This is a genomic window from Agrobacterium sp. ST15.13.015 (genome assembly GCF_027871645.1).
Taxonomy (GTDB): Bacteria; Pseudomonadota; Alphaproteobacteria; order Rhizobiales; family Rhizobiaceae; genus Agrobacterium; species Agrobacterium leguminum.
In genome coordinates, this window is the sequence record NZ_JAQAHF010000003.1 from 112,653 (window position 1) to 133,062 (window position 20,410).

A 20,410-nucleotide genomic window follows, 5' to 3' on the forward strand; every position below is an offset into this window, starting at 1 on the left:
TTAGGCAAGCGATGAAAGCTTCACTAATGTTTGCTCAACGATAGGGGACAAACATGCCATTCTCAGACTACAAGACCGCACTCGTAACCGGCGCATCTTCCGGAATTGGCGCCGCCGTCGTTGAGCGCCTTTGCCGCGAAGGGCTGGAAGTGCATGCGGTTGCCAGAAGCGCGGACGCTCTCAACAAGCTGGCGAAGCGCACGGGCTGCTTCGCACATGCCATCGATGTGACGGACCGGCCGGCGCTTGCAAAGCTCACCAGCGAAGTTGCGTTCGATGTCCTCGTGAACAATGCCGGCGTCGACCGCCCGAAGAAGTTTCTGGAAGCGGATGAGAGCGATATCGATCTCCTGATCGACGTCAACCTGCGCGCCGTGCTGCATCTGTGCCGCATGGTGGTGCCGGGCATGGTGGCGCGCGATCGCGGTCATGTCATCAACATCTCCTCCATTGCCGGCAATTACAATTTCGGCGGCAATTCCACCTATCATGCCAGCAAGGCCGGCGTGGCGATGCTGTCCAACCAGCTGCGTATCGATGCTTTCGGCAAACGCGTGCGGGTGACGGAAATCTGCCCCGGCCGCGTCGCGACTGATATTTTCAACCATGTGCACGGAAATGATCCGAGCATTCGCGAACGTTTCATCGATGGTTTCGAGCTGCCGCAGGCGTCAGATATCGCCGATGCGATTGCCTTTGCCATCGCCGCACCCGTGGCCATGAATATCGGCCACATGGAAATTACCCCGACGCTTCAGGTCATGGGCGGGCTGCAGACGGCCAAGCCCCAAACGGTTGAAAATCGGCCGGCTGAAAAGGTCGCGGCGGGCGGAGCCGGAGGAAAAGTCGCGTGAGCGGTTTTGACCTCGGCGCAATTTTGAACAATGCGGACTACGTCTCGATGCTTTTGCATGGCATCCAGATGACGTTCATCATCTATGCCGGCTCGTGGCTGCTCGCCATGTCGCTCGCCATCGTGCTTCTCGCCATCCGCCTCTCGCCCTTCCGCTTCGGCGATCCGCTGGTGGCGGCCTATGTGTCCTATCACCGCAACGTGCCGACGCTCGTGCAGCTGATGCTCTGGTATTTCGGCGTCTTCACGCTGCTGCCGAGCGGGCTGGCCAGCTGGCTTTCCAGTCATAATGCGGAAGCGATCTTCGCCATTATCGGCCTTGGTCTCTGTCAGGCCGCCTATTTCAGCGAGGATCTGCGTTCGGGCGTGCGTTCCATCAATCCCGGCCAGATGGAGGCGGCGCGCGCTCTTGGCCACAGCTATGTCTCGGCCATGCGCTTCGTCATCATGCCGCAGGGCGTTCGCAACGCGCTGCCGCCGCTCATCAACCACAGTACCTCGCTTTTCAAGAACAGCAGTCTCGGCGTTCTGATCGGCGCACCGGAACTCACCCATGCGGTCAAGGAAGTCGAAAATCTGAGTTTCCGAACGTTTGAGGTCTATCTGGTCGCCACCGTGCTTTATCTGTTCTTCTCGCTGCTGATCATGGGTCTTGGAGCCTATATCTCCATGCGTGCCGATCCTCTGCGGAGGGCGCGGGCATGATCCACGACATGATCGCAATCATCCAGGATTACTGGCTGCTGCTCCTGATCGGCCAATATCCCAACGGCCCGCTCGGCGGCCTTGCCAACACGCTCATCCTGTCGGCGCTTAGCATTGCGCTTGCCTTCCCCGTCAGCATTCTGATGGCGCTGGCGCGGCTGTCGAAATGGCGGGCCCTGCGCTGGCCGGTGACCGCAGTGGTTTATTTCACCCGTGGAGTGCCGCTGCTGATGCTCATTCTCTGGAGCTATTTTCTCGTTCCGCTCTGGACCGGGGCAGACGTGCCGAGCTTCGTCACCATGCTGACCACGCTCGTCATCTATCAGGGCGCTTTCATGAGCGAAGTCGTCCGTGCCGGAATCGTATCGCTGGGCACGGGGCAGATGGATGCGGCACGGGCGCTCGGCCACGGTTATTTCGGCGCGATGCGCTATGTCATCCTGCCGCAGGCGCTCTACAACATGATCCCGAGCCTGATCTCGACCTTCGTATCCACCATCAAGGATACGACGCTCGGTTACGTCATCAATGTGCCGGACCTGACCTTTGCGGCGAACCAGGTGAACAATCAGCTTCTGACCCAGCCCTTCCAGGTCTTCCTCATTCTGGCGCTGGTCTATTACATCATCTGCTGGTCGCTCACCCATGTCGCCAACCTTCTCGAGCGGCGCATCGCCCGCCGCCGGGCCGGCCCGCGCGGCAAGCTTGCCGCAGACACGGCACCGGCCCCCGCCAATATCGCTACGGAGCAGCTATGACCGCGCCAGTTTCCGCCACTCAGGACGCCTACACCATCACGCTTTCGCAGGTCTGCAAAAGCTATGGCGATTATCAGGTGCTAAAGGATGTCAACGAAAACGTCACCCGTGGCGAGGTCGTGGTCATCTGCGGGCCGTCGGGCTCCGGCAAGTCCACCCTCATCCGCACGATCAACCGTCTGGAAGAGATCAGCAGCGGCTCGATCATGCTGGATGGCAGGAACATCCATGCCCAGATGCGCGCAAAGGAGCTGAACGCACTGCGCAGCCGTGTGGGCTTCGTCTTCCAGAGCTTCAACCTCTTCCCGCATCTGTCGGTGGTGGAGAATGTCTCCATGTCGCCGGTCCGGGTGAAGGGCGTTTCTCCGGCCGTCGCCCATGACAAGGCGCTGAAGCTTCTCGACCGCGTCGGCTTGGCCGACAAAGCCAGTTCCTATCCCGCGCAGCTTTCCGGCGGTCAGCAGCAGCGCGTCGCCATCGCGCGGGCGCTCGCCATGGAGCCGCCGGTCATGCTGTTCGACGAGCCGACCTCAGCGCTCGATCCGGAAATGGTTGGCGAAGTGCTCGCCGTCATGAAGAGCCTCGCCGCCGAAGGCATGACAATGCTCTGCGTCACCCATGAAATGGGCTTTGCCCGTGAAGTGGCCGATCGCATCTGGTTCATCGATGCCGGGCGCATTCTCGAAACGGCAAAACCGGACGAGTTTTTCAAAAATCCGCAACATCCGCGTGCCCAGCGGTTTCTTGCCGATTTGAGACACTAGACCCAACCTCTATATAATAACGGGAGAACTGAAATGAACTGGAAGTGCATTACTCTTACCGCCATATTGGCAACCTCGGCTGCGGTCATTCCGGCCAAGGCCGACCAGCTCGATACGATCGTTGCGAACAAGACGCTGCGTTGCGCGACATTCGCCGATGTGCCGCCTTTCGCCTCGCCGGACCCGAAGACGCGCGAAATGGCCGGCTTCGATGTCGATCTGTGCGGCGCCATCGCCAAGGAACTCGGCGTCAAGGCCGAGATCAAGCCGGTGTCTGTCGAAGCGCGCGTTCCCGAAGTCAAGCTCGGCCGCGTCGACCTCTCGGTCGCCAACCTCGCTTATACCCAGAGCCGGGCCGAACAGATCCAGTTCAGCGACCCATATTATCTGGCGAAGGAAATGCTGATCGTTCCGGTCGATGACCCCGGCACCAAGAAGTCCGATTTTGTCGGTCAGCGGATCGCATCCAGCAAGGGCTCGACATCGGAACTCTCCGTCAAGCTCAACAAGTCCGAGCCGCTGACGTTCCAGGATACGGCATCCGCCTATCTCGCCGTGCAGCAGGGCAAGGCGCGCGGCATCGTCGGCAACACCATGACGATGACGAAGTTCGTCAACGAATCCAAGACCAAGGGCAAGCAGATGCGCATGATCGAAGAGCCGATGCTCTTCCAGCCCATCGGCATCGGTATGGCCAAGGACAACCCGGCGCTGACTGCGAAGATCAACGAAATCCTGCGCAAGCTCGATGCGGATGGCGAAATCAACCGCATCTGGGACAAGTGGCTTGGCCCGAACACCGAATACAAGATGACGCGCACCGACAAGGTCGTGCCTCTGTCCGAACTGAAGTTCGACCCGATCCCCTGAGCTTCGGCTCAGCCTCGGCAATTTCCAACTCTTCAACACTATCGGTCGGCGAGACGCTCTCGCCGACAGCTTCAACGTGGGAGGTTTTCATGATCCACATTAAAGATATCGCGCAGCGTCCGGCCAAGGCGGATGTCGACGCCCTTGCCAGATTCTCTCCCGCCACGATCCATGAGGCGCAGGGACGCCGCGGCGCATTGTCCTCGCGGCTGAAGCCGGTCGATTATCGCATGAAGCTCTGCGGCCCGGCCTTCACGGTCAAATGCGCGCCGCGCGACAACATCATGCTGCAGCTTGCCATCAACTATGCCAAGCCGGGCGATATCATCGTCGTTTCCGCCGGCGAATATGAAGAAGCCGGTTCGTTCGGTGACGTGCTGGCCAATGCCTGCCTCGCAAAAGGCATCGGCGGCCTGGTAACGGATACCGGCGTGCGCGACACGCTGCAGCTGCGGGACCTCGGCTTTCCGGTCTTCTCGCTCAGCGTCTGCATCAAGGGTACGGTCAAGGAGACCATTGCGGCGGTCAACGATCAGGTGATCGTCGGCGGCGAGATCATCAATCCGGGCGATATCATCGTCGGCGACGCCGATGGCCTTGTGGTCGTCAGGCGCGAGGAGGCACACGAAGCGGCCAAGCTTTCGCAGGCCCGCGAAGATGCCGAGGCGGGCTACATCGAAGCCTACAAGCGGGGCAAGTCGGTGATCGAGGTCAGCAAGCTCGAGCCGGTTCTGAAAGCCAAGGGCCTCGTGGTCGATATCTGAGACAAGTCTGGACAATGGGCAACGGCGGCGACTGCCGCCGTGTGAGCCTTACGGGAGGAGAGACTATGAAAGCGGTTGTCATCCACGCGGCGAAGGATCTGCGGATCGAGGAACGGGAGACCGAGCAGCCCGGTCCGGGGCAGGTCGAGGTCGCCATCGAAGCGGGTGGCATCTGCGGCTCCGACCTGCATTATTACAATCATGGCGGCTTCGGCACCGTGCGCGTGCGGGAGCCGATGATCCTCGGCCATGAGGTCGCCGGCACCATCAAGGCTTTGGGAGAGGGTGTCTCCGGTCTCGCCGTTGGCGACCGTGTTGCCGTATCGCCGAGCCGGCCCTGCAACCATTGCGAATTCTGCCTGGAGGGTCAGCAGAACCAGTGCCTGAACATGCGCTTTTATGGCTCCGCCATGCCCATGCCGCATATTCAGGGCGCGTTTCGTCAGCGTCTCGTCGCCGAGGCGTATCAGTGCCACAAGGTGCGGGATGGCGTCTCCATTCATGAAGCGGCCATGGCCGAACCTTTCGCGGTAACGCTGCATGGGGTCAACCGCGCCGGTGCCTTAACCGACAAACGCGTTCTGGTCACCGGCTGCGGGCCGATCGGTGCGTTGGCGATCATTGCCGCGCGCGCCCATGGCGCCCGGGAAATCGTCGCGACTGATGTCATGGATGCGGTTCTGCAAAAGGCGCTCGCCATCGGCGCCGACCGTGTCATCAATGTCGCCGATGACCCGGATGCGCTCTCCGCCTATTCGGCAAACAAGGGTTATTTCGATGTGCAATTCGAGGCGTCCGGCAATGAGAGAGCCGTCCGTTCTGGTCTTGAAGCGCTGAAACCGCGTTCCACGGTGGTTCAGCTCGGTCTTGGCGGCGATGTGTCCATTCCGCAGAATATGGTGGTCGCCAAGGAAATCGAGATGAAGGGCACCTTCCGGTTCCATGAGGAATTCGGACTTGCCGTCGATTTCATCAACCAGCGCCGTGTCGACCTGAAGCCCCTGCTGACTGGAACCTTTCCGCTAGAAGAGGCAGTCGCGGCATTCGAAGCCGCCGGTGACAGAAGCAGGTCGATGAAGGTTCAACTCGCCTTTTAACGGGTGCCGGTACCCGATTTCGAAACGGCCGCAGGACGATTCCGATTGCGGCCGTTTGTGCGCGGTTGAAAGATCATTCGGGCCGTGACCGGACAAAGCGCTGTTCCAGAACCTCGCTTCCCCACTGGCTGCCCGGATGTTCCTCGACGCATTTGAAGCCATGGGTTTCGTAAAGGTGCCGTGCGGCCAGCAGGCCGTTGAATGTCCAGAGATGGGTTTCGGCAAAGCCTTTTTCATCGACGAAGGCCAGTGCGGTTTCCAGCAGTCTGCGTCCGACACCGCTACCGCGCACCCCGTCATCAACGATGAACCAGCGCAGATGCGCAATATTAGCTCCGAGATCTTCGCCATCGATAGCGACGGAGCCAATGATCTCCTGTCCGCGCATTGCGACCCAGATCGCATTCTTCGGGCTTTCGAGCCGGTTGCAAAAAGCGGCAAGGCCTCCGGCCACGACGGATTCGAAACGTTGGCCGAATCCGGATGTCCGGGCGTAATAGAGCGCATGCATCTGCGTGATCCGGGCAATGATGCCGGGTCTGTATCCTTCCAGTATCTCCATGGAGGGAGCAACGGTATCGGTCCTGTCTCCCAGCGCATCGGCGTAAAGACGAAGTCCCTGGAGGATCGTGTCGGCATCCGCCGATGTAAGCTGCGTCAGGGCGCCGGAGACCTGCCGGTTCGCGAAGCCATGAATGGCGCTCACCTGTTCTTGTCCCTGACCCGTAAGACGCAGCCGCTTGATGCGGCTGTCTCCTTCATCCGTTTCTTCGCGAACATCGCCCGACAGGACGAGCTTGCGCAGCATGCGGCTGACACTCGATTTTTCAAGCCGCAGAAGTTTTCCCAGATCCCGCGCCGTGATGTCGGGGCATGCCTCGATCTCAATCAGGGCATGCACGGCGGAGGGCGGCAGATCGGTGCCTGCAAAATCTCCCCCCATGAAGCCGAGTTCGCGGACGAGCCGGCGGGAGGTGGAACGTATGTCGTTTATGGGGAATGGCTGTTGGGGCACGTTCAATCCATTATGGTTGCATCATGCAACCATAATCATATTCCGCCTGACTTGCCAAGATTGCTCCCGACGTAAAAGGCTGGCTTTCTCAGCAAAAGCGGGCAATCTGCTCTTCCGGTCGCCGACAATGGCGGCTAAACCGATATTATCGGCAAGATGGATATTCGCTGAGATCGCGCGGCGGGACCTTACCTGCGCGGTTTGCGGTAGTTGATTATCCGGCTATGGAGCAGGCATGCCCGACACGCCCCGATTTTTCCGTTACGCGGTTTTAGCGGCCATGTTTCCGGTGGCCGTCCTCGGCCTGGTGGCAACCCCGAATGAATATCGCGCCATCGGCGTCGAGACCGTCGATTGCGATGGCCCCATATCCGTTCTGATTGCCGCGGTGCCGGCGCTTGCGGCCTATGCAATTATCGGCTGGATGTTTCTCTCCGGAGCCAAACGCCATCGCTCGCTGATTTCAGCCTGTTTTTGCGGACTTGTTTGCCTGGCCCTCGTCTGGAACATCGGCATGGCGCTTCAGGAACAGCGACGAAACGCGGCTGAAACGGCATGCGGTTTCAGTAGTCGGTTGTGATCGCGCTCCGCCCCAGTTCTTCTCTAACGTCCTGCCTGTTCAACGGAACCGAAGGTTCCGGCGTGTGAGTTGATCGACGGAGGTGCAGCCCATCAGCTTCATGCCGCGCTCTATTTCGATACGCATCAGCTCAAGTGCCCGTTCGACGCCCGGTTGCCCGGCAGCAGCCAAGGGGAAAAGATAATAGCGGCCGAGCCCCACCGCTTTTGCGCCGAGAGACAATGCTTTCAGAACATGGGTGCCGCGCTGCACGCCGCCATCCATCATCACATCGATCCGGTCGCCGACCGCATCGACGATCTCGGCCAGCTGATCGAAGGCGCTGCGGGAGCCATCGAGTTGGCGGCCGCCGTGATTGGAAAGCACAATGCCGCTGCAGCCGATCTCCACGGCGCGTCTGGCGTCATCCACCGACATGATGCCTTTTAAGCAGAACGGCCCGCCCCATTCGCGCACCATTTGCGCCACATCGTCCCAGTTCATCGAAGGGTCGAGCATGTCGGTGAAATAGCGGCTGATGGAAAGAGCGCCGCCGTCCATTTTAATGTGGTCGTCGAGCTGCGGCAGGCTGAAGCGCTCATGCGTCAGGTAATTGATGCCCCAGGCCGGCTTGATGGCGAATTGCGCGATGCCGGAAAGATTGAGCTTGAACGGAATGGCAAAGCCGGTCCGCTTGTCGCGCTCGCGGTTGCCGCCGGTAATGCTGTCCACCGTCAGCATCATCGTCTCGACACCGGCGCTCTTGGCGCGCGCCATCATATCGCGGTTGAGGCCGCGATCCTTGTGGAAATAGAACTGATAGACCTGCGGGCCGCCGCTGATCCGGCGCGCTTCTTCAAGGCTCGTGGTGCCGAGCGAGGAGACGCCGAACATCGTACCGTATTTCCCCGCCGCTGCCGCAACCGCCCGTTCCCCCTGATGGTGGAAGAGGCGTTGCAGCGCCGTCGGCGAACAATAGACCGGCATGGACAGCTTCTGCCCCATGACGGTGACCGACATATCCACATCAGCCACGCCCCGCAGCACATCGGGAACGAGATCGCATTTTTCGAAGGCGGCCGTGTTTCGCCGATACGTCACCTCATCATCGGCGGCGCCGTCTATATAATTGAAGATCGGTCCGGGCAGACGCTGTTTGGCCATGCGGCGAAAATCGTGGAAATTATAGCAGTCTTTGAGTTGCATCTTTTACTCGACCGGTCCGGTTTGAAAGCTTTCAAAAGAGTGTCGGAAACCTATACCGGAGATTTATAGCGGGCAATCAGGCCACGGACGATTTCCGCAGGCTCGAAGCGATGGATGCCGTGAGGTCGGAACGGCAGAAGATGTTCCGCATTGAGAAGCTTTGCTGAAAGCCAGAGAACCGACATCCACATTTCCGTGCCCTGCAGCCCGGCCGGATGCCCCTCGGCGAAGGCAAATCCCTTGTTCCTTTGCCAGCGTCCCTCATTTCGGCGCAGAATTTCGCGGGCGATTTCCTTCGCCTCGTCCTGCCGGTGATCCGTCTGTTTCAGGCACAGAAGAAGCGGATGGATCGTATCGAGCAGGTTGCAGGCATTAAAATCCTCGCCATGGAAACCGCCATAGGCATGATAATTGGCGATAACGGAGTCAATCGCTGCTTCCGGATGGGGAAGGGGCAGGCCGAACTGTGCGTAAGAGCCGCGGGTAAGCCGGTAAAAGCCGTTGACCGGTTGCAGCAGGCCCTGTGCGGCAGTCGGCTCACCCCAAAGCCCGGTGGTTTTATCCACATTCATGGCCAGCCAGCCGAAGAGAACGGTGAGGTTGTCGCCGGATGTGAAATAGCGCCTGTTGAAATAAAGCGCGGTGGCAATGGCGTCTATGGTGGCGCCGCAATGCCATGCCCGGCTTTGCCACGGCAACTCTTCCAGCAGGAGGATGAGTTCGTCTGCACGCAGACGCTCCACGAAAGCGATCGGCTGTTTCGGCGCGGCACCGAAACATTCAAGCGCATATCCGACAGCCAGAATATTATAAAGGACGGCAGGGTCCTTCTCGGGAGGCGTCGAGGGGCGGTGGTGACGGTTAAGAAACAGCCCCGTTTCCTGATCCTGCAGTGCCTGAAGACTGGCCACGGTTTTTCCGGCATGGAAAGCGATTTTTTCCTGTCCGAAGGTTGCTGCGATCTCGATGGCATCGCACAGATGCCTGACGCTTTCGACCTCATCTCCGGATGCATCGGCGGAACGATAGATGCCATCCTCGCCACAAGAGCGGATGGCGGCAAGCCAGTCGCCGGCAATCTCCTTACCGAGTTCTTGCAGCAGGCCATCGGGCTTTGTCAGCTTCGGCGCGGCCGTTTTTTCTCCGCGATATCGCAGAACCCGGGCGGGAACGCCGCCTGCAATGGCCATGGCGGGAATGTCCTTCGCCACCACCGCGCCTGCGGCAATAATTGCGCCGCGCCCTATCTTCACGCCATCCAGCACAACCGCATTGGCGCCGATCCAGACGTCGTCGCCGATCTCTATCCCTAGCGAGGTCAGCGGCTGGCGATAGATCGGAGTTTCAATGTCGTCGAAGCCATGGTTGAAGCCGACGATGCTGACATGTGAGGCGATGCGTACGCCATTGCCGATTGTCACCTTACCGGAAAGACAGGCATAGGGGTTGATCGAGACATTTTCGCCCAGTTCGATATCGCCGCGCACGATTGCGTAACCGGCGATCCACGACTGCGCACCCATTAATAGCCTGTCCGTATGCACCTCGGCCCTAGCGGCGATGTAGACGCCCTGCCCGAAAACGGCGTTTCCAGAGCGCTCAAGGTCATGCAGCCGCGCCTGATGGTCGGGGCTGTTGATATCCTCCCGTCTCCGCTCCCAGGTCAGGATGTTCAGCCGATCCGATCTTTGGGAAACACCCGGTGTGTCGTCGGTCATCTCCGTCAGCCTGCGCGGTTTTCATCGAGAGCATAGGCGGGAACGCGCCGCCCCTCCCGTTTGAACATCTCTTCCAGCCTCGGGAGATCGGGACTCTCGGGGAGGGCAGCCAATGCTGCCTCTGCTTCTTTGCCGGTTGGCAGTGCCATGGCCGCCGTCACGAGCAGCGTTTCGCCGGAGGCGATGGCGCCGCGCAATTGCGGAACAAGGGTTCTGGCGTGAATGAGGTTGGTATTGGCGATTGCCTGATGGCACACGCCTTCGCGCTGAATGCCAGCCGAAAGATCGACAATGAGGCTGGTGTCAGTCTGTCCGTAACAGACCGCGCGACCTTCGCTCGCCTCGGTGCGGTCGCGGTTGAAATCGGCGCGTTCTATGGCAAATCCGCCTTCTGATGTTTGCAGCGGGCGCGGTGTGCGGATGCGGTGCAGCCTTATGTGCCAGGGGTTTTGCGGCACGAGCCAGGTTTCGATCTCGACATCTGCCCATGGCCGCCAGCGGGAATAGAGGCAATCCTCGGCGATCAACGCTTCTTCCATCGTCTCGCGGGTGCGGAAGTGCACGCCGTCGTCGGAAAGGCCGAGCATGCCATCGAAGCTCGCGGCGGCGAAATGCCGGTCATCCGCTTCGATATTGAAGGCGTAGCGGGTGGAATAGACGAATTTCGAATATTTTTCCTGCGCGCCACGCATCCTGTCGTGCTGCTGCCCGGAGGACAGGACCACGATATTGCCCGGCGTATGAAAGGCCACCATGCCAGGCTCAGCGAGGGGAACCGGTTCGGCAAATTCCTGCGGTTCGGCTTCTTCCGCAGTCCAGAACGGGTGATCGGCGGGCAGCGCCAGCGGCAGGAAAAATTTAAGCGCCCAATAGGGCGAGCAGGGAGAATTGTAGCTCTCGCTCATCAGAAGATTTGGATAGGCGTATCCGACCGACAGGACGCCGTCGCGGTCCGCGATCGGCCGCTTCGACCACCAGCGGATATGGCGCATGTAATAGCCCTTGATTTCCGGCCACGGCAGCGCTTCCAGACCGGAAAAGGCAAGAGCGCCCCAGAAACCGCCCGCCGCAAAACGGTAGGTCTGGCTGCGCCCGAAGGCGAGCGAGGCCCCGTCGGGCCCGAACCAGTGGCGTATGTCGCGCGCGAAAATGCGCGAGCGTTCGAGCAAGCGTGTCTTTCGCGTGTCGTCGCCTTTCGCCAGCACCGTATAGATCAGGCCGTAAAAATGCATGGCGAAGGGAATATAATGGTCGACCCGGCGCACCGGCCCGTCGCGATACCAGCCGTTGCCGATATCGAAAGCCTCGAGTTCATCGAGATAGGTTTGGGTCTTGGTCCGGTCGAATTCCACACCGACCCGCTCCAGCCCGAGATCGATCAGAACGCGGAAGAATTTCCAGTTATTGTCGACGAATTCCCGCTCGCGGGCGGACAGAAGATAGGCGGCGACAGCCTGCCTGTCCGTTTCGGCAAGCGGCTCCCAGATATGTTCGGGAACCATGGCAAGCGCAAATCCTATCGCCGCCAGTTCGACCAGCCGCTGGTGCCGATCAGCCGTATCGCCCCAATATTCGGGATGGGCGGGGTTGGCGCCGTTGGCCAGTCCACGCCTGTAGAGATCCCAATGGGGAAAGTCATAACCGCCGGCGGCGAGCGGAACGATGCCCCATAATGGCCGGGCAAAACCCTCCAGGTCCGCCGCAGGAAAATCGAAAATCGCCCCCGTTGCTCCGAGCCGGACACGCGCGCCGCCCGGTGAAAAACAGGCAAGCAGCGGGTTGAAAAGATCGATCACCGACTTTGCGAGATCGTCCCTGCCGAGAAGCGGATTGTTAAAGAGCGGATTGGCTGTGGCGGTCTCGTGAGGCACGGTTACGAATGTCCGGATTCATGATCAATGGAAAGAGCCGCAGGCTCATCGCCCGCGGCCCTGTGGCAATTATTTGATGGCCTTGACGCCGTCATTCATGTCCTTGATGCCGTCATCAATGGAGATATTGTCGGTCATCAGCGCGTCATGCACGCGGTTAAGAACGACTTCGATCTTGGCCGCATTCGGGTTGACCGCCATTTCCAGATAGGCCTTGCCGGCCTGCAGCGCGTCCTTGCTGTTCTGGTCCTGCGGGAAGCCCGGCAGCGCTGCGATCTTCTCGGCCACATCATCGGTTCTGAGCGCAGGGAAAGTGCCGGTGGAGGCAATGATCGCCGCGCCTTCAGGTCCGGTAACGAAGTGGATGAAGTCCAGCGCCGCTTCCTTGTGGCCGGAATTGGCATTGACCGACAATCCGGCAATCTGCGCGGCCGTCGCGCCTGCCGCCACACCATCCGGATGGGGGAACTTCACGATGCCCCAATTGACGCTTTTCGACTCGCCGGATTTCACCTTGGCGATCTGGGTGCCGACAAACCATGTTCCCATGGGCAGCATGCCGATCGTTCCGTTGAAGAACAGAGCGGAATAATGGGTGTTCGATGTTTTCAGCGAGGCATAGGACGGTATCGCGCCGCTTTTCTGCAGGGCAAGCGCACGCTCATACCAGGGTTTGAGGAATTCATAGTTGCCGTCCACAAGCGTGTGCTTGCCATCCTGAATACCGGGCAGCTGCACCGTCGAACGCCAGGTGTGCAGCAGCGCGCCATAGGTGCGGTTTGCGCCCATGCCGCCCTTCAGCTTGCCGGCGATCTCATCGAACTGCGCCCAGCTCATGTCGTTGGTGGGGTAAGGCACGCCGGCCTTGTCGAAAATATCCTTGTTGTAATAAACCACCCAGAAATCCGAGCGGAACGGCAGGGCGTAAATCTTGCCGTCGATGGTCAGCTCCTCGATCAGGCCGCCATAGGGGGCCGTCTCGATCTTCTGGTCCTTGATGAAGCCGCTGAGATCGGTGATGTTGCCGGCGCGCACCAGATTGGCATAGCCGGGCACATCCTTGATGGTGACGACATCGATATCCTTGGAGCCGCCGGTGAGCTGCGTGGATATCATCTGCGTATAATCCTGCGAGCCGAGGTCGACCACCTCGAACGTCACATTCGGATGCTTCTGCTTGTAGGCCTCCATCAAGGGCTTGAAATATGCGCCCTTGTCCAGATCCCACAGCGCCCATTTCAGCGTAACGGGCGCATCGCCCGCAGCGAACGCCGTTCCTCCCATGCCCATGGCAATGCCGAGACCGGCGGTTGCGAGAGCGAATGCACGTCTGGTTGTCTTAAACTCCATAGCCCGTTTCTCCTTCCCTGACTGATGTCGTTTTGATTCTGGTCTGCTTTAAGTGCCGCTCCCCGCCGGTTCGGGCATCCGCGCGCGTGTTTTTGCGGCGGCGTTTCTCGCTGCGAAACAGAGGGCGAACATGCCGAGCGAAAAATTGATGGTGGCCGGCATGAAAACCGACACCGGATAAAAGAGGATATGCGCGAGCGAGAGCGCTGCGACGAAGCCGAGCGCCGCAAGCATTGGCAATGGCCTGGTGAGCGCCAGAAACGCCGCCTGCCGCAGGGTTTCCGAAAGCGGCAGGTCCCGCTTGGCCAGAACAACACTGGCATAGGCGCTGAGGAGGATGAGAAACAGCGTGACCGCCAGGCTGATCGCAAAAGGCAGGCTATAGACGAGCTGAAGCCGGGCGGCACTGGCATAGCTGACGGTCGCATAAGCACCGGCGCTCACCAGCAGCGCGCTTAAAACCACAAGCGCGGTGCCGCGCAGGGCGAATTTCCGCAAGGCCTCGAGAAAGTCGCGCAGCAGATAGGTATTCTCGTCATTTGCGAAGGAAACAGAGATGCGGGCCATGGCCAGCATCGCCGCCGGCATCGTCACCACCGGCAGGCTGGCGATGATGAAGAGGAGGTTGAGCTTCACCATCTCCCACCATTCGCGCTTGATGATATCGAGGAAAAGGGCAAGGCCGGTCAGCGGCGGGGCGTTCTTGTCGATCCCGGCCCCTTCCTTCGTCCATAACCCTTCCAGCCATTGCATCGCGTTTCTCCCCGTCGCCTCAATAAAGGATCGATCGCTCGGTGGCGGGATCGAAAAGCTGTGCATTCGTCAGATCGGCCACCAGTTCGACGGGATCGCCGATCTTCGCCCTGAAACGCGGTGAGACGCGCGCAACAAGGTTTCTGCCGCCGGAGACGAGGTTGAGATGCACTTCCGATCCCATCGGCTCCGCCAGTTCCACCGTCGCCCGGAAGGGTGCGACATTGGCGGCATCGATATCCGCCGGGGCGAATTCGTGGAAGTTTTCCGGCCGGATGCCGAGAACGATGTCCTTTCCTTCGTGGGGGAGCAGGCGTGTGGTATCGATGCCCGCCGGCAGAGGCAGCGGATTGCCGTCGAACAGGGCGATGAAGCGGTCGCCTTCGCGGCGCAGCGTCACGGGCAGCATGTTCATCTGCGGCGCGCCGATGAAACCCGCAACGAACATGTTGATCGGCCGGTCGTAAAGGTTTTGCGGCGTATCCACCTGCTGGATATGTCCGTCCTTCATCACCACGATGCGGTCCGCCATGGTCATGGCTTCCACCTGATCGTGGGTGACGTAAATGAAGGTGGCGTCCAGCCGCTTGTGGAGCTTGGAGATTTCCGAACGCATGGTGCCGCGCAGCTTGGCGTCGAGATTGGAAAGTGGCTCATCGAGCAGGAAGACTTCCGGATTGCGCACCATGGCCCGGCCGAGCGCGACACGCTGGCGCTGGCCGCCGGAGAGCGCTTTCGGCTTGCGGTTCAAGAGATGGGTGATGTCGAGAATTTTCGCCGCATCCTTGACCTTGGTGTCGATGAGATCGCGCGGCGCCTTTCGGAGTTCCAGACCGAAGGCCATGTTCTTATAGACCGTCATATGCGGGTAAAGCGCATAGTTCTGGAACACCATGGCGATGTCGCGATCCTTCGAGGGGACATCGTTCATCACGTCCTCGCCGATGAGCAACTCGCCGCCGGAGATTTCCTCCAGCCCGGCGATCATTCTGAGCGTCGTGGATTTGCCGCAGCCGGAAGGGCCGACCAGGATGATGAATTCCTTGTCGGCAATATCCAGATCGATATCGTGAACGACCTTGAGCGCGCCGAAGGTCTTGTTGAGTTTTTTCAGGGAAATGCTAGCCATCTGTTCCTCGCGCTCACCAATAGGAAGACCAGTTGCGCGAAAGCCGGATCAGCGCTTCCAGATAATAATAATCGCCCCAGGAGACGCACTCGTCGACGCCTTCGCCCCGGCAGGTATTATGGGGCGTCTTCTTGGAATAGGTGCCGTGCAGAAGCTGCCCGTTGGAGATCGCGGGATCGCGCACCGAATAGATATCGGCGAGGCTTTTCACCATGCGCCTTGCCAGATCGCGATATTCCGCCGCCTTCTCCGGCGTCTCCAGTTCCGCCATTTCCAGGAGGCCGCAAGCGACGATGGCCGCTGCCGAGCTGTCGCGCGGTTCGCCATCGCCATTCGCAAAAATCAGATCCCAATAGGGTACGAGATCGTCGGGCAGGCGTTTGAGATAGAATGCGAGAAGCCGCTCGAAGGTGTCGCGATAGGCGGGCAGGCGTTCATATCGATAGGAAATGGCCATGCCAGCAATGCCCCAGGCCTGTCCGCGGGCCCAGTAGCTCTCATCGCTGTAACCCTGTTTTGTGACGCCGCGCACCGGCGCGCCGGTCTCCGGGTCCATGTAAAATGTATGATAGGTGGAATCGTCCGGCCGGACGGAGTGGGCAAGCGTGGTGCGGGCATGGGCAAGCGCCACGGTGCGGTAGTCTTCCCGGCCGGTTTCGCGGCTTGCCCAATAAAGCAGCGGCAGGTTCAAGAGGCAGTCAATGATGTAGCGATATTCGTTGGGATTATCCCTGCGGCCCCAGGCCTGGATGAATTGCCCGACCGGCTGGAACCGCTCCATCAACTGGTCCGCCGCCATCAGCGCCGCGCGTCTTCCATCCTCATCGCCCACCAGTTTCCATGCGGCGATGCAGGAGGGTGAGTAGAGAAAGCCCATATCGTGATGATCGGTCTCGATGCGGTTTTCGATACGATGCAGGAAACTCTGCACCTGAATTTGCGCCGCATGCTGAAAGGTCCTGTCTCCGGTATGTTCGAAGGCGAGCCATATCTGGCCCGGCCAGAAACCGGCGGTCCATTGGTCGTTGGCGACTGCCGGGTAAAAATTCTTCACGCTCGAATGGTTCTGCGCCGCATAGGTAAATTGCGGCAGGTTGCGCCTGACCTGCGCGACGGCCACGGCCAGCGCCGCATCGATTTCGGCGGCGGTGATCGGGGTTGGGAGGGACGTGGTCAAATCGAGCATGAAATCAACCCTTGAGGCCGGTGGAGGCGACGCCTTCGACGAAGAAGCGCTGCAATGCGAGGAAAACGACGAGAACCGGGACAAGCGCCACGACCGAGGCGGCCATGATCAATCCGTATTCCGCCGAATATTGCGAAATGAACATGCGCAGGCCGATCTGGATGGTCTTCAGCTCGGTCTTGGTGAGATAGATCATCGGACCCATGAAGTCGTTCCAGGTCGTGACGAAGGTGAAAATCGTCAAGGTGGAAAGCGCAGGTTTGGAAAGCGGCAGCATGATCTTCGCCCAGATCTGGTATTCGTTCATGCCGTCGATGCGCGCCGCCTCGCAAAGCTCGTTCGGGATCGACATATAAAACTGCCGCATCAGGAAAACGCCGAAGGCGGTAAAGGCCTGCAGGAAAATCAGGGCGAGATGGGTGTTGTTGAGCCCGAATTCGCGCATCAGCAGAAACTGCGGCACCATATAGACCTGCCAGGGCATGGCGATGGTGGCGATATAGCCGAGAAACAGCGTGTTCTTGTAGGGAAAATGCAGCTTGGCGAAGGCGTAGGCCGCAAAGCTTGAGGTCAGCAATTGCAGCAATGTGACGATGATCGTCAGCTTCGACGTGTTGTAGATGAATAATGCCAGCGGGATTTTCGTCCAGATTTCCACATAGTTTTCCCAGCGCGGCTGCGAGGGGATCCATTCGATCGGGAACGCGAAGACATCGCGGCTGAGTTTCAGCGATGCCGACAGCATCCATGCGAAGGGCAGAAGCATGACGATGGTGACGACGATGACCGTCAGATAGATGCCAATCGTGGCGGCGGGGATTTTGCGGCCCATGATGCGCATGGATCAATCCTCCCGCTGCCGTTTGAACTGGACGATGGTGACCATCAGGACGAGGAAGAACAGGACGAGGGCGATCATGCTGGAATAGCCGAGATCCCAGGAAATGAAGGCCTCATTGTAGATGTGATAGACGAGAACCAGCGTTGAGGTACCGGGACCGCCCTGCGTGATCATATAGACCTGATCGAAAACCTTGAAGGACTGGATCGTCAGCATGACGGTGACGAAAAAGGTCGTTGGCGCAAGCTGCGGCAGGGTGACGTGGATGAATTTCTGCCAGGCATTGGCGCCATCCAGCCCCGCGGCTTCATAAAGCTCCGAATTGATGCCCTGCAGCCCGGCGAGATAGATGACCATGTAATAACCCATGCTCTTCCACACGCCGAAGAGGATGACCGTGACCATGGCCCAGTGCCGGTCCGCCGCCCATCCCGGCATGTCGGCGGGATCGAGGCCGAGCGTATAGAGCAGCATGTTGACCGGACCCATCTCCGGATTGAAAATCATGTTCCAGACGACGGCCACGGCGACCAGCGATGCGACATAGGGAAAGAACATGGCCGTGCGGAAGAAATTGCGGCCGAGGATTTTCTGGTTGAGCAGGATCGCAAGCCCGAGCGCGCAGGCGAGCGTGGCCGGCACCGACGCGACGGTGTAGATGACCGTGTTCCAGAAGGCCGCGATGAAGGCCCTGTCCTCGAAAAGCCGCCAGAAATTATCGAGACCGGCAAAACGCATGGCATTGGAGCCATCCCAATGCATGAAGGCCAGTGCAAAGGCAAAGAGGATGGGTCCGAGCGTGAAAATCGCAAAGCCGAGAAAATTGGGCGCAATGAAGGAATAGGCGACGAGCGCATTTTCTATTCTGCGCCGCCGTTTAGAGACGATGCGGAGTTTTTTCCTGCGATACGGAGTCGCCTGCTTGTCGGACATGGTCGCGGTTGCGATTGCCACAGCATATCTCCCATTGCCGCCGTTTCACTGCTTCATCGGTGCCGGCTGCCTGCATTTTCCATTGCGGTCCGGGTCTTCGCCCTGCCGCCTCCCGCGCTCTGGATAACACAATATCTATATTGGTCAAACAACTTTGCATAAAGTCAGACAAATTTTCTGGTTTTTCAAAAATACGTATGATAGGAGGCCCATATCGGATTGCGGAACGCGCGGGAGGTTTGAGGGCGTGTTTGTCGAAATGATGCGGCTTCTGCCCGAACGGTTCGCCGATTTCGGCGCGGAACTGACGGCGCAGAAAATACGGTCTTCAGCACCGGGCGCGGTTTCCCGTAGTCTCATCGAGGCGGCGGAGCAGACCCTTGACGAGCCCTGGTCCGTCATTCTGGCGGGCGACTACCGGGAATATAGTCGCACCGGCAATCGCGATCGTTTCGAGGCGCTTTATTTTTCCCGACGACTGAAGCTGAACGCGCTGGTTCTTGGAGAATGCGCCGAGGGGCAGGGCCGCTTTCTCGATGCCATCATCGATGGTCTTTGGCTGATATGCGAGGAGAGCGGCTGGCAATTGCCCGCCCATAATTCCCATATTCGCGGCGGCCCGCGAGATCCTCTGCCCGATCCGCAAAACCCGGTGATCGACCTGTTCGCTGCCGAAACGGGCGCCAATCTCGCTTTGTGCCTGCATCTGCTGGCACCGGAACTGGAAAGGGCAAATGCAAACCTCGCTTCCCGCGTCCGCGCCGAGATCGACCGGCGCATTACCACGCCTTATCTCACCCGGCATTTCTGGTGGATGGGGAAGGGCGACAAGCGGATGAACAACTGGACGGCCTGGATTACCCAGAACGTCCTTCTCTCGACCCTGCTATTGCCCATAGACCAGTCGACGAGGCGTTCGGTCGTGGGAAAGGCGCTCAAGAGTCTCGATGCGTTTCAGAAGGATTATGCGGAAGACGGTGCCTGCGAAGAGGGCGTTCTTTATTATGGCCATGCGGCACTTTGCCTGTTCGGGGCGATGAGCATTCTCGAGGCCTCCGCGCCCGGCTCCATGGCGCCGCTCTTTCATGCGCCGAAGCTGCGCAGCATGGCCGAATTCATTCTCAACATGCACGTGGCGGAAGACCGGTTCTTCAACTTCGCCGATGCGCCGGCGAAGGTCGAGACATCCGGCGTGCGGGAATATCTCTTCGGCAAGGCCGTTTCTTCGCCGCCACTCCAGGCTTTCGCTGCCGCCTGCTGGAACCGCTCACCGGACCGGCTGATGTGCAAGGAGTGGAACCTCTGGTATCGGGTCCAGGCGGTGCTCGCCATCCCGGAATTGTCCGCGTCTGTTCCTGCGGAACCGGCAAAGACCGACATCGCCTATCCCGGCATCGGTCTGGCGATTGCCCGCGACGGGGTTTTCGATCTTGCCGTGAAGGCGGGCAATAATGGCGAGAGCCACAACCACAATGATGTCGGCAGTTTCACGCTTTATAAGAACGGCCGGCCGTTCATCATCGATGTCGGGGTGGAAACCTACACCGCAAAAACCTTCTCGCCGCAACGCTACGACATCTGGACGATGCAATCGGCCTTTCACAATCTGCCGACTTTCGGCGGCGTCATGCAGGCCGCCGGGGCAGAGTTTACGGCGAGAGATCTTGTGACCGAATTCTCTGAAGATCAGGCGGAAGTCTCTTTCAATATAGCCGGGGCCTATCCCGCCGTGGCGCGTGTTGAGCACTATCGCCGCCGCGTCCGACTGCTGCGTGGCAGCCATGTGGAAGTCCTCGACGACTATCAGGGCGGGCAGGAGGCGGTTCTGTCGCTGATGGTCGCCGAGAAGCCCGCTGTCATGTCGGGTTGGCTGATCTTTGCGGGGCTGGGAGAGATAGCCTGCGAAGGGGCAGGAGAACCCGCCATCGAAGCCATAACAATCAACGATGCCCGCCTTCGCCTGTCCTGGCCACCCGTGATCTATCGCATTCTCATCCCCATCGCAGCCCAGCGTCTGTGCCTGACGATCAGTTAAGGA

Annotated in this window: 19 protein-coding genes; 9 read left to right on the forward strand and 10 right to left on the reverse strand. The window is 59.5% G+C overall.

Annotated elements, in window-relative coordinates; genetic code table 11:
• The first annotated feature begins 53 nt into the window (after positions 1-53).
• From PIB16_RS05775 to PIB16_RS05805, 7 genes are all read left to right on the forward strand, one after another.
• On the forward strand, positions 54-854 hold the full coding sequence (locus PIB16_RS05775; protein ID WP_003519672.1) for an SDR family oxidoreductase: 801 nt from the start codon (positions 54-56) through the stop codon (positions 852-854).
• Positions 851-1,558 carry an amino acid ABC transporter permease gene (locus PIB16_RS05780; protein WP_003519671.1) on the forward strand — a complete coding sequence of 236 codons (708 nt, stop codon included), beginning with the start codon at positions 851-853 and terminating at the stop codon, positions 1,556-1,558. Before PIB16_RS05775 ends, PIB16_RS05780 begins: the two co-directional genes overlap by 4 nt.
• Entirely contained in the window at positions 1,555-2,316 is a 762-nt protein-coding gene (locus tag PIB16_RS05785; protein WP_035225052.1) for an amino acid ABC transporter permease, read from the forward strand. The genes PIB16_RS05780 and PIB16_RS05785 overlap by 4 nt, the downstream gene beginning before the upstream one ends.
• Positions 2,313-3,080: an amino acid ABC transporter ATP-binding protein gene (locus tag PIB16_RS05790; RefSeq protein ID WP_142845547.1), complete on the forward strand. Its 768-nt coding sequence runs from the start codon at positions 2,313-2,315 to the stop codon at positions 3,078-3,080. The genes PIB16_RS05785 and PIB16_RS05790 overlap by 4 nt, the downstream gene beginning before the upstream one ends.
• A 33-nt stretch (positions 3,081-3,113) precedes the next feature.
• Positions 3,114-3,950, forward strand: a complete 837-nt coding sequence (locus tag PIB16_RS05795; RefSeq protein WP_271045166.1) for an ABC transporter substrate-binding protein — start codon at positions 3,114-3,116, stop codon at positions 3,948-3,950.
• An 89-nt stretch (positions 3,951-4,039) separates the two neighbouring features.
• Complete coding sequence (locus PIB16_RS05800) at positions 4,040-4,714, forward strand: 4-carboxy-4-hydroxy-2-oxoadipate aldolase/oxaloacetate decarboxylase (RefSeq protein WP_271045167.1); 675 nt, start codon at positions 4,040-4,042, stop codon at positions 4,712-4,714.
• Positions 4,715-4,779: 65 nt separating this feature from the next.
• Positions 4,780-5,811, forward strand: coding sequence for an L-idonate 5-dehydrogenase (locus PIB16_RS05805; protein WP_271045168.1), 1,032 nt, complete (start codon positions 4,780-4,782; stop codon positions 5,809-5,811).
• 73 nt (positions 5,812-5,884) lie between these two features.
• On the opposite strand, the gene PIB16_RS05810 is transcribed toward PIB16_RS05805, so the two are convergent.
• Positions 5,885-6,826 carry a bifunctional helix-turn-helix transcriptional regulator/GNAT family N-acetyltransferase gene (locus tag PIB16_RS05810; RefSeq protein ID WP_271045169.1) on the reverse strand — a complete coding sequence of 314 codons (942 nt, stop codon included), beginning with the start codon at positions 6,824-6,826 and terminating at the stop codon, positions 5,885-5,887.
• Between the two features lie 235 nt (positions 6,827-7,061).
• Between PIB16_RS05810 and PIB16_RS05815 the strand changes: the two genes are divergently transcribed.
• Positions 7,062-7,406, forward strand: coding sequence for a hypothetical protein (locus PIB16_RS05815; protein WP_271045170.1), 345 nt, complete (start codon positions 7,062-7,064; stop codon positions 7,404-7,406).
• Between the two features lie 39 nt (positions 7,407-7,445).
• On the opposite strand, the gene PIB16_RS05820 is transcribed toward PIB16_RS05815, so the two are convergent.
• From PIB16_RS05820 to PIB16_RS05860, 9 genes are all read right to left on the reverse strand, one after another.
• Positions 7,446-8,591 carry an alpha-hydroxy acid oxidase gene (locus PIB16_RS05820; protein ID WP_003519654.1) on the reverse strand — a complete coding sequence of 382 codons (1,146 nt, stop codon included), beginning with the start codon at positions 8,589-8,591 and terminating at the stop codon, positions 7,446-7,448.
• 50 nt (positions 8,592-8,641) lie between these two features.
• The gene (locus PIB16_RS05825) at positions 8,642-10,309 is read right to left on the reverse strand and encodes an acyltransferase (RefSeq protein ID WP_271045171.1); all 1,668 of its coding nucleotides are present in this window, start codon (positions 10,307-10,309) and stop codon (positions 8,642-8,644) included.
• Positions 10,310-10,314: 5 nt separating this feature from the next.
• Positions 10,315-12,180, reverse strand: coding sequence for a DUF2264 domain-containing protein (locus tag PIB16_RS05830; protein WP_271045172.1), 1,866 nt, complete (start codon positions 12,178-12,180; stop codon positions 10,315-10,317).
• Positions 12,181-12,249: 69 nt separating this feature from the next.
• Entirely contained in the window at positions 12,250-13,530 is a 1,281-nt protein-coding gene (locus PIB16_RS05835; RefSeq protein WP_003519651.1) for an ABC transporter substrate-binding protein, read from the reverse strand.
• Between the two features lie 48 nt (positions 13,531-13,578).
• A complete protein-coding gene (locus tag PIB16_RS05840) occupies positions 13,579-14,283 on the reverse strand; it encodes a DUF624 domain-containing protein (protein WP_271045173.1) in 705 nt (234 codons plus the stop codon).
• Between the two features lie 19 nt (positions 14,284-14,302).
• Entirely contained in the window at positions 14,303-15,412 is a 1,110-nt protein-coding gene (locus tag PIB16_RS05845) for an ABC transporter ATP-binding protein (RefSeq protein WP_125145027.1), read from the reverse strand.
• A 13-nt stretch (positions 15,413-15,425) separates the two neighbouring features.
• Positions 15,426-16,598, reverse strand: coding sequence for a glycoside hydrolase family 88 protein (locus tag PIB16_RS05850; RefSeq protein WP_271045174.1), 1,173 nt, complete (start codon positions 16,596-16,598; stop codon positions 15,426-15,428).
• 4 nt (positions 16,599-16,602) lie between these two features.
• Entirely contained in the window at positions 16,603-17,439 is an 837-nt protein-coding gene (locus PIB16_RS05855) for a carbohydrate ABC transporter permease (protein WP_003519646.1), read from the reverse strand.
• A 3-nt stretch (positions 17,440-17,442) separates the two neighbouring features.
• Positions 17,443-18,372 (reverse strand): carbohydrate ABC transporter permease, encoded by a 930-nt coding sequence (locus PIB16_RS05860; protein ID WP_236766955.1) that lies wholly within the window; start codon positions 18,370-18,372, stop codon positions 17,443-17,445.
• Positions 18,373-18,619: 247 nt separating this feature from the next.
• Between PIB16_RS05860 and PIB16_RS05865 the strand changes: the two genes are divergently transcribed.
• Positions 18,620-20,407, forward strand: coding sequence for a heparinase II/III domain-containing protein (locus tag PIB16_RS05865; RefSeq protein ID WP_271045175.1), 1,788 nt, complete (start codon positions 18,620-18,622; stop codon positions 20,405-20,407).
• Positions 20,408-20,410 lie beyond the last annotated feature (3 nt).

Excerpts from the sequence above, each read along its gene's own strand:
- PIB16_RS05775 (WP_003519672.1), top strand. The coding sequence starts at position 54 with ATGCCATTCTCAGACTACAAGACCGCACTCGTAACCGGCGCATCTTCC.
- PIB16_RS05785 (WP_035225052.1), top strand. The coding sequence starts at position 1,555 with ATGATCCACGACATGATCGCAATCATCCAGGATTACTGGCTGCTGCTC.
- PIB16_RS05790 (WP_142845547.1), top strand. The coding sequence starts at position 2,313 with ATGACCGCGCCAGTTTCCGCCACTCAGGACGCCTACACCATCACGCTT.
- PIB16_RS05795 (WP_271045166.1), top strand. The coding sequence starts at position 3,114 with ATGAACTGGAAGTGCATTACTCTTACCGCCATATTGGCAACCTCGGCT.
- PIB16_RS05800 (WP_271045167.1), top strand. The coding sequence starts at position 4,040 with ATGATCCACATTAAAGATATCGCGCAGCGTCCGGCCAAGGCGGATGTC.
- PIB16_RS05805 (WP_271045168.1), top strand. The coding sequence starts at position 4,780 with ATGAAAGCGGTTGTCATCCACGCGGCGAAGGATCTGCGGATCGAGGAA.
- PIB16_RS05815 (WP_271045170.1), top strand. The coding sequence starts at position 7,062 with ATGCCCGACACGCCCCGATTTTTCCGTTACGCGGTTTTAGCGGCCATG.
- PIB16_RS05820 (WP_003519654.1), bottom strand. The coding sequence starts at position 8,591 with ATGCAACTCAAAGACTGCTATAATTTCCACGATTTTCGCCGCATGGCC.
- PIB16_RS05825 (WP_271045171.1), bottom strand. The coding sequence starts at position 10,309 with ATGACCGACGACACACCGGGTGTTTCCCAAAGATCGGATCGGCTGAAC.
- PIB16_RS05835 (WP_003519651.1), bottom strand. The coding sequence starts at position 13,530 with ATGGAGTTTAAGACAACCAGACGTGCATTCGCTCTCGCAACCGCCGGT.
- PIB16_RS05840 (WP_271045173.1), bottom strand. The coding sequence starts at position 14,283 with ATGCAATGGCTGGAAGGGTTATGGACGAAGGAAGGGGCCGGGATCGAC.
- PIB16_RS05845 (WP_125145027.1), bottom strand. The coding sequence starts at position 15,412 with ATGGCTAGCATTTCCCTGAAAAAACTCAACAAGACCTTCGGCGCGCTC.
- PIB16_RS05850 (WP_271045174.1), bottom strand. The coding sequence starts at position 16,598 with ATGCTCGATTTGACCACGTCCCTCCCAACCCCGATCACCGCCGCCGAA.
- PIB16_RS05855 (WP_003519646.1), bottom strand. The coding sequence starts at position 17,439 with ATGCGCATCATGGGCCGCAAAATCCCCGCCGCCACGATTGGCATCTAT.
- PIB16_RS05860 (WP_236766955.1), bottom strand. The coding sequence starts at position 18,372 with ATGTCCGACAAGCAGGCGACTCCGTATCGCAGGAAAAAACTCCGCATC.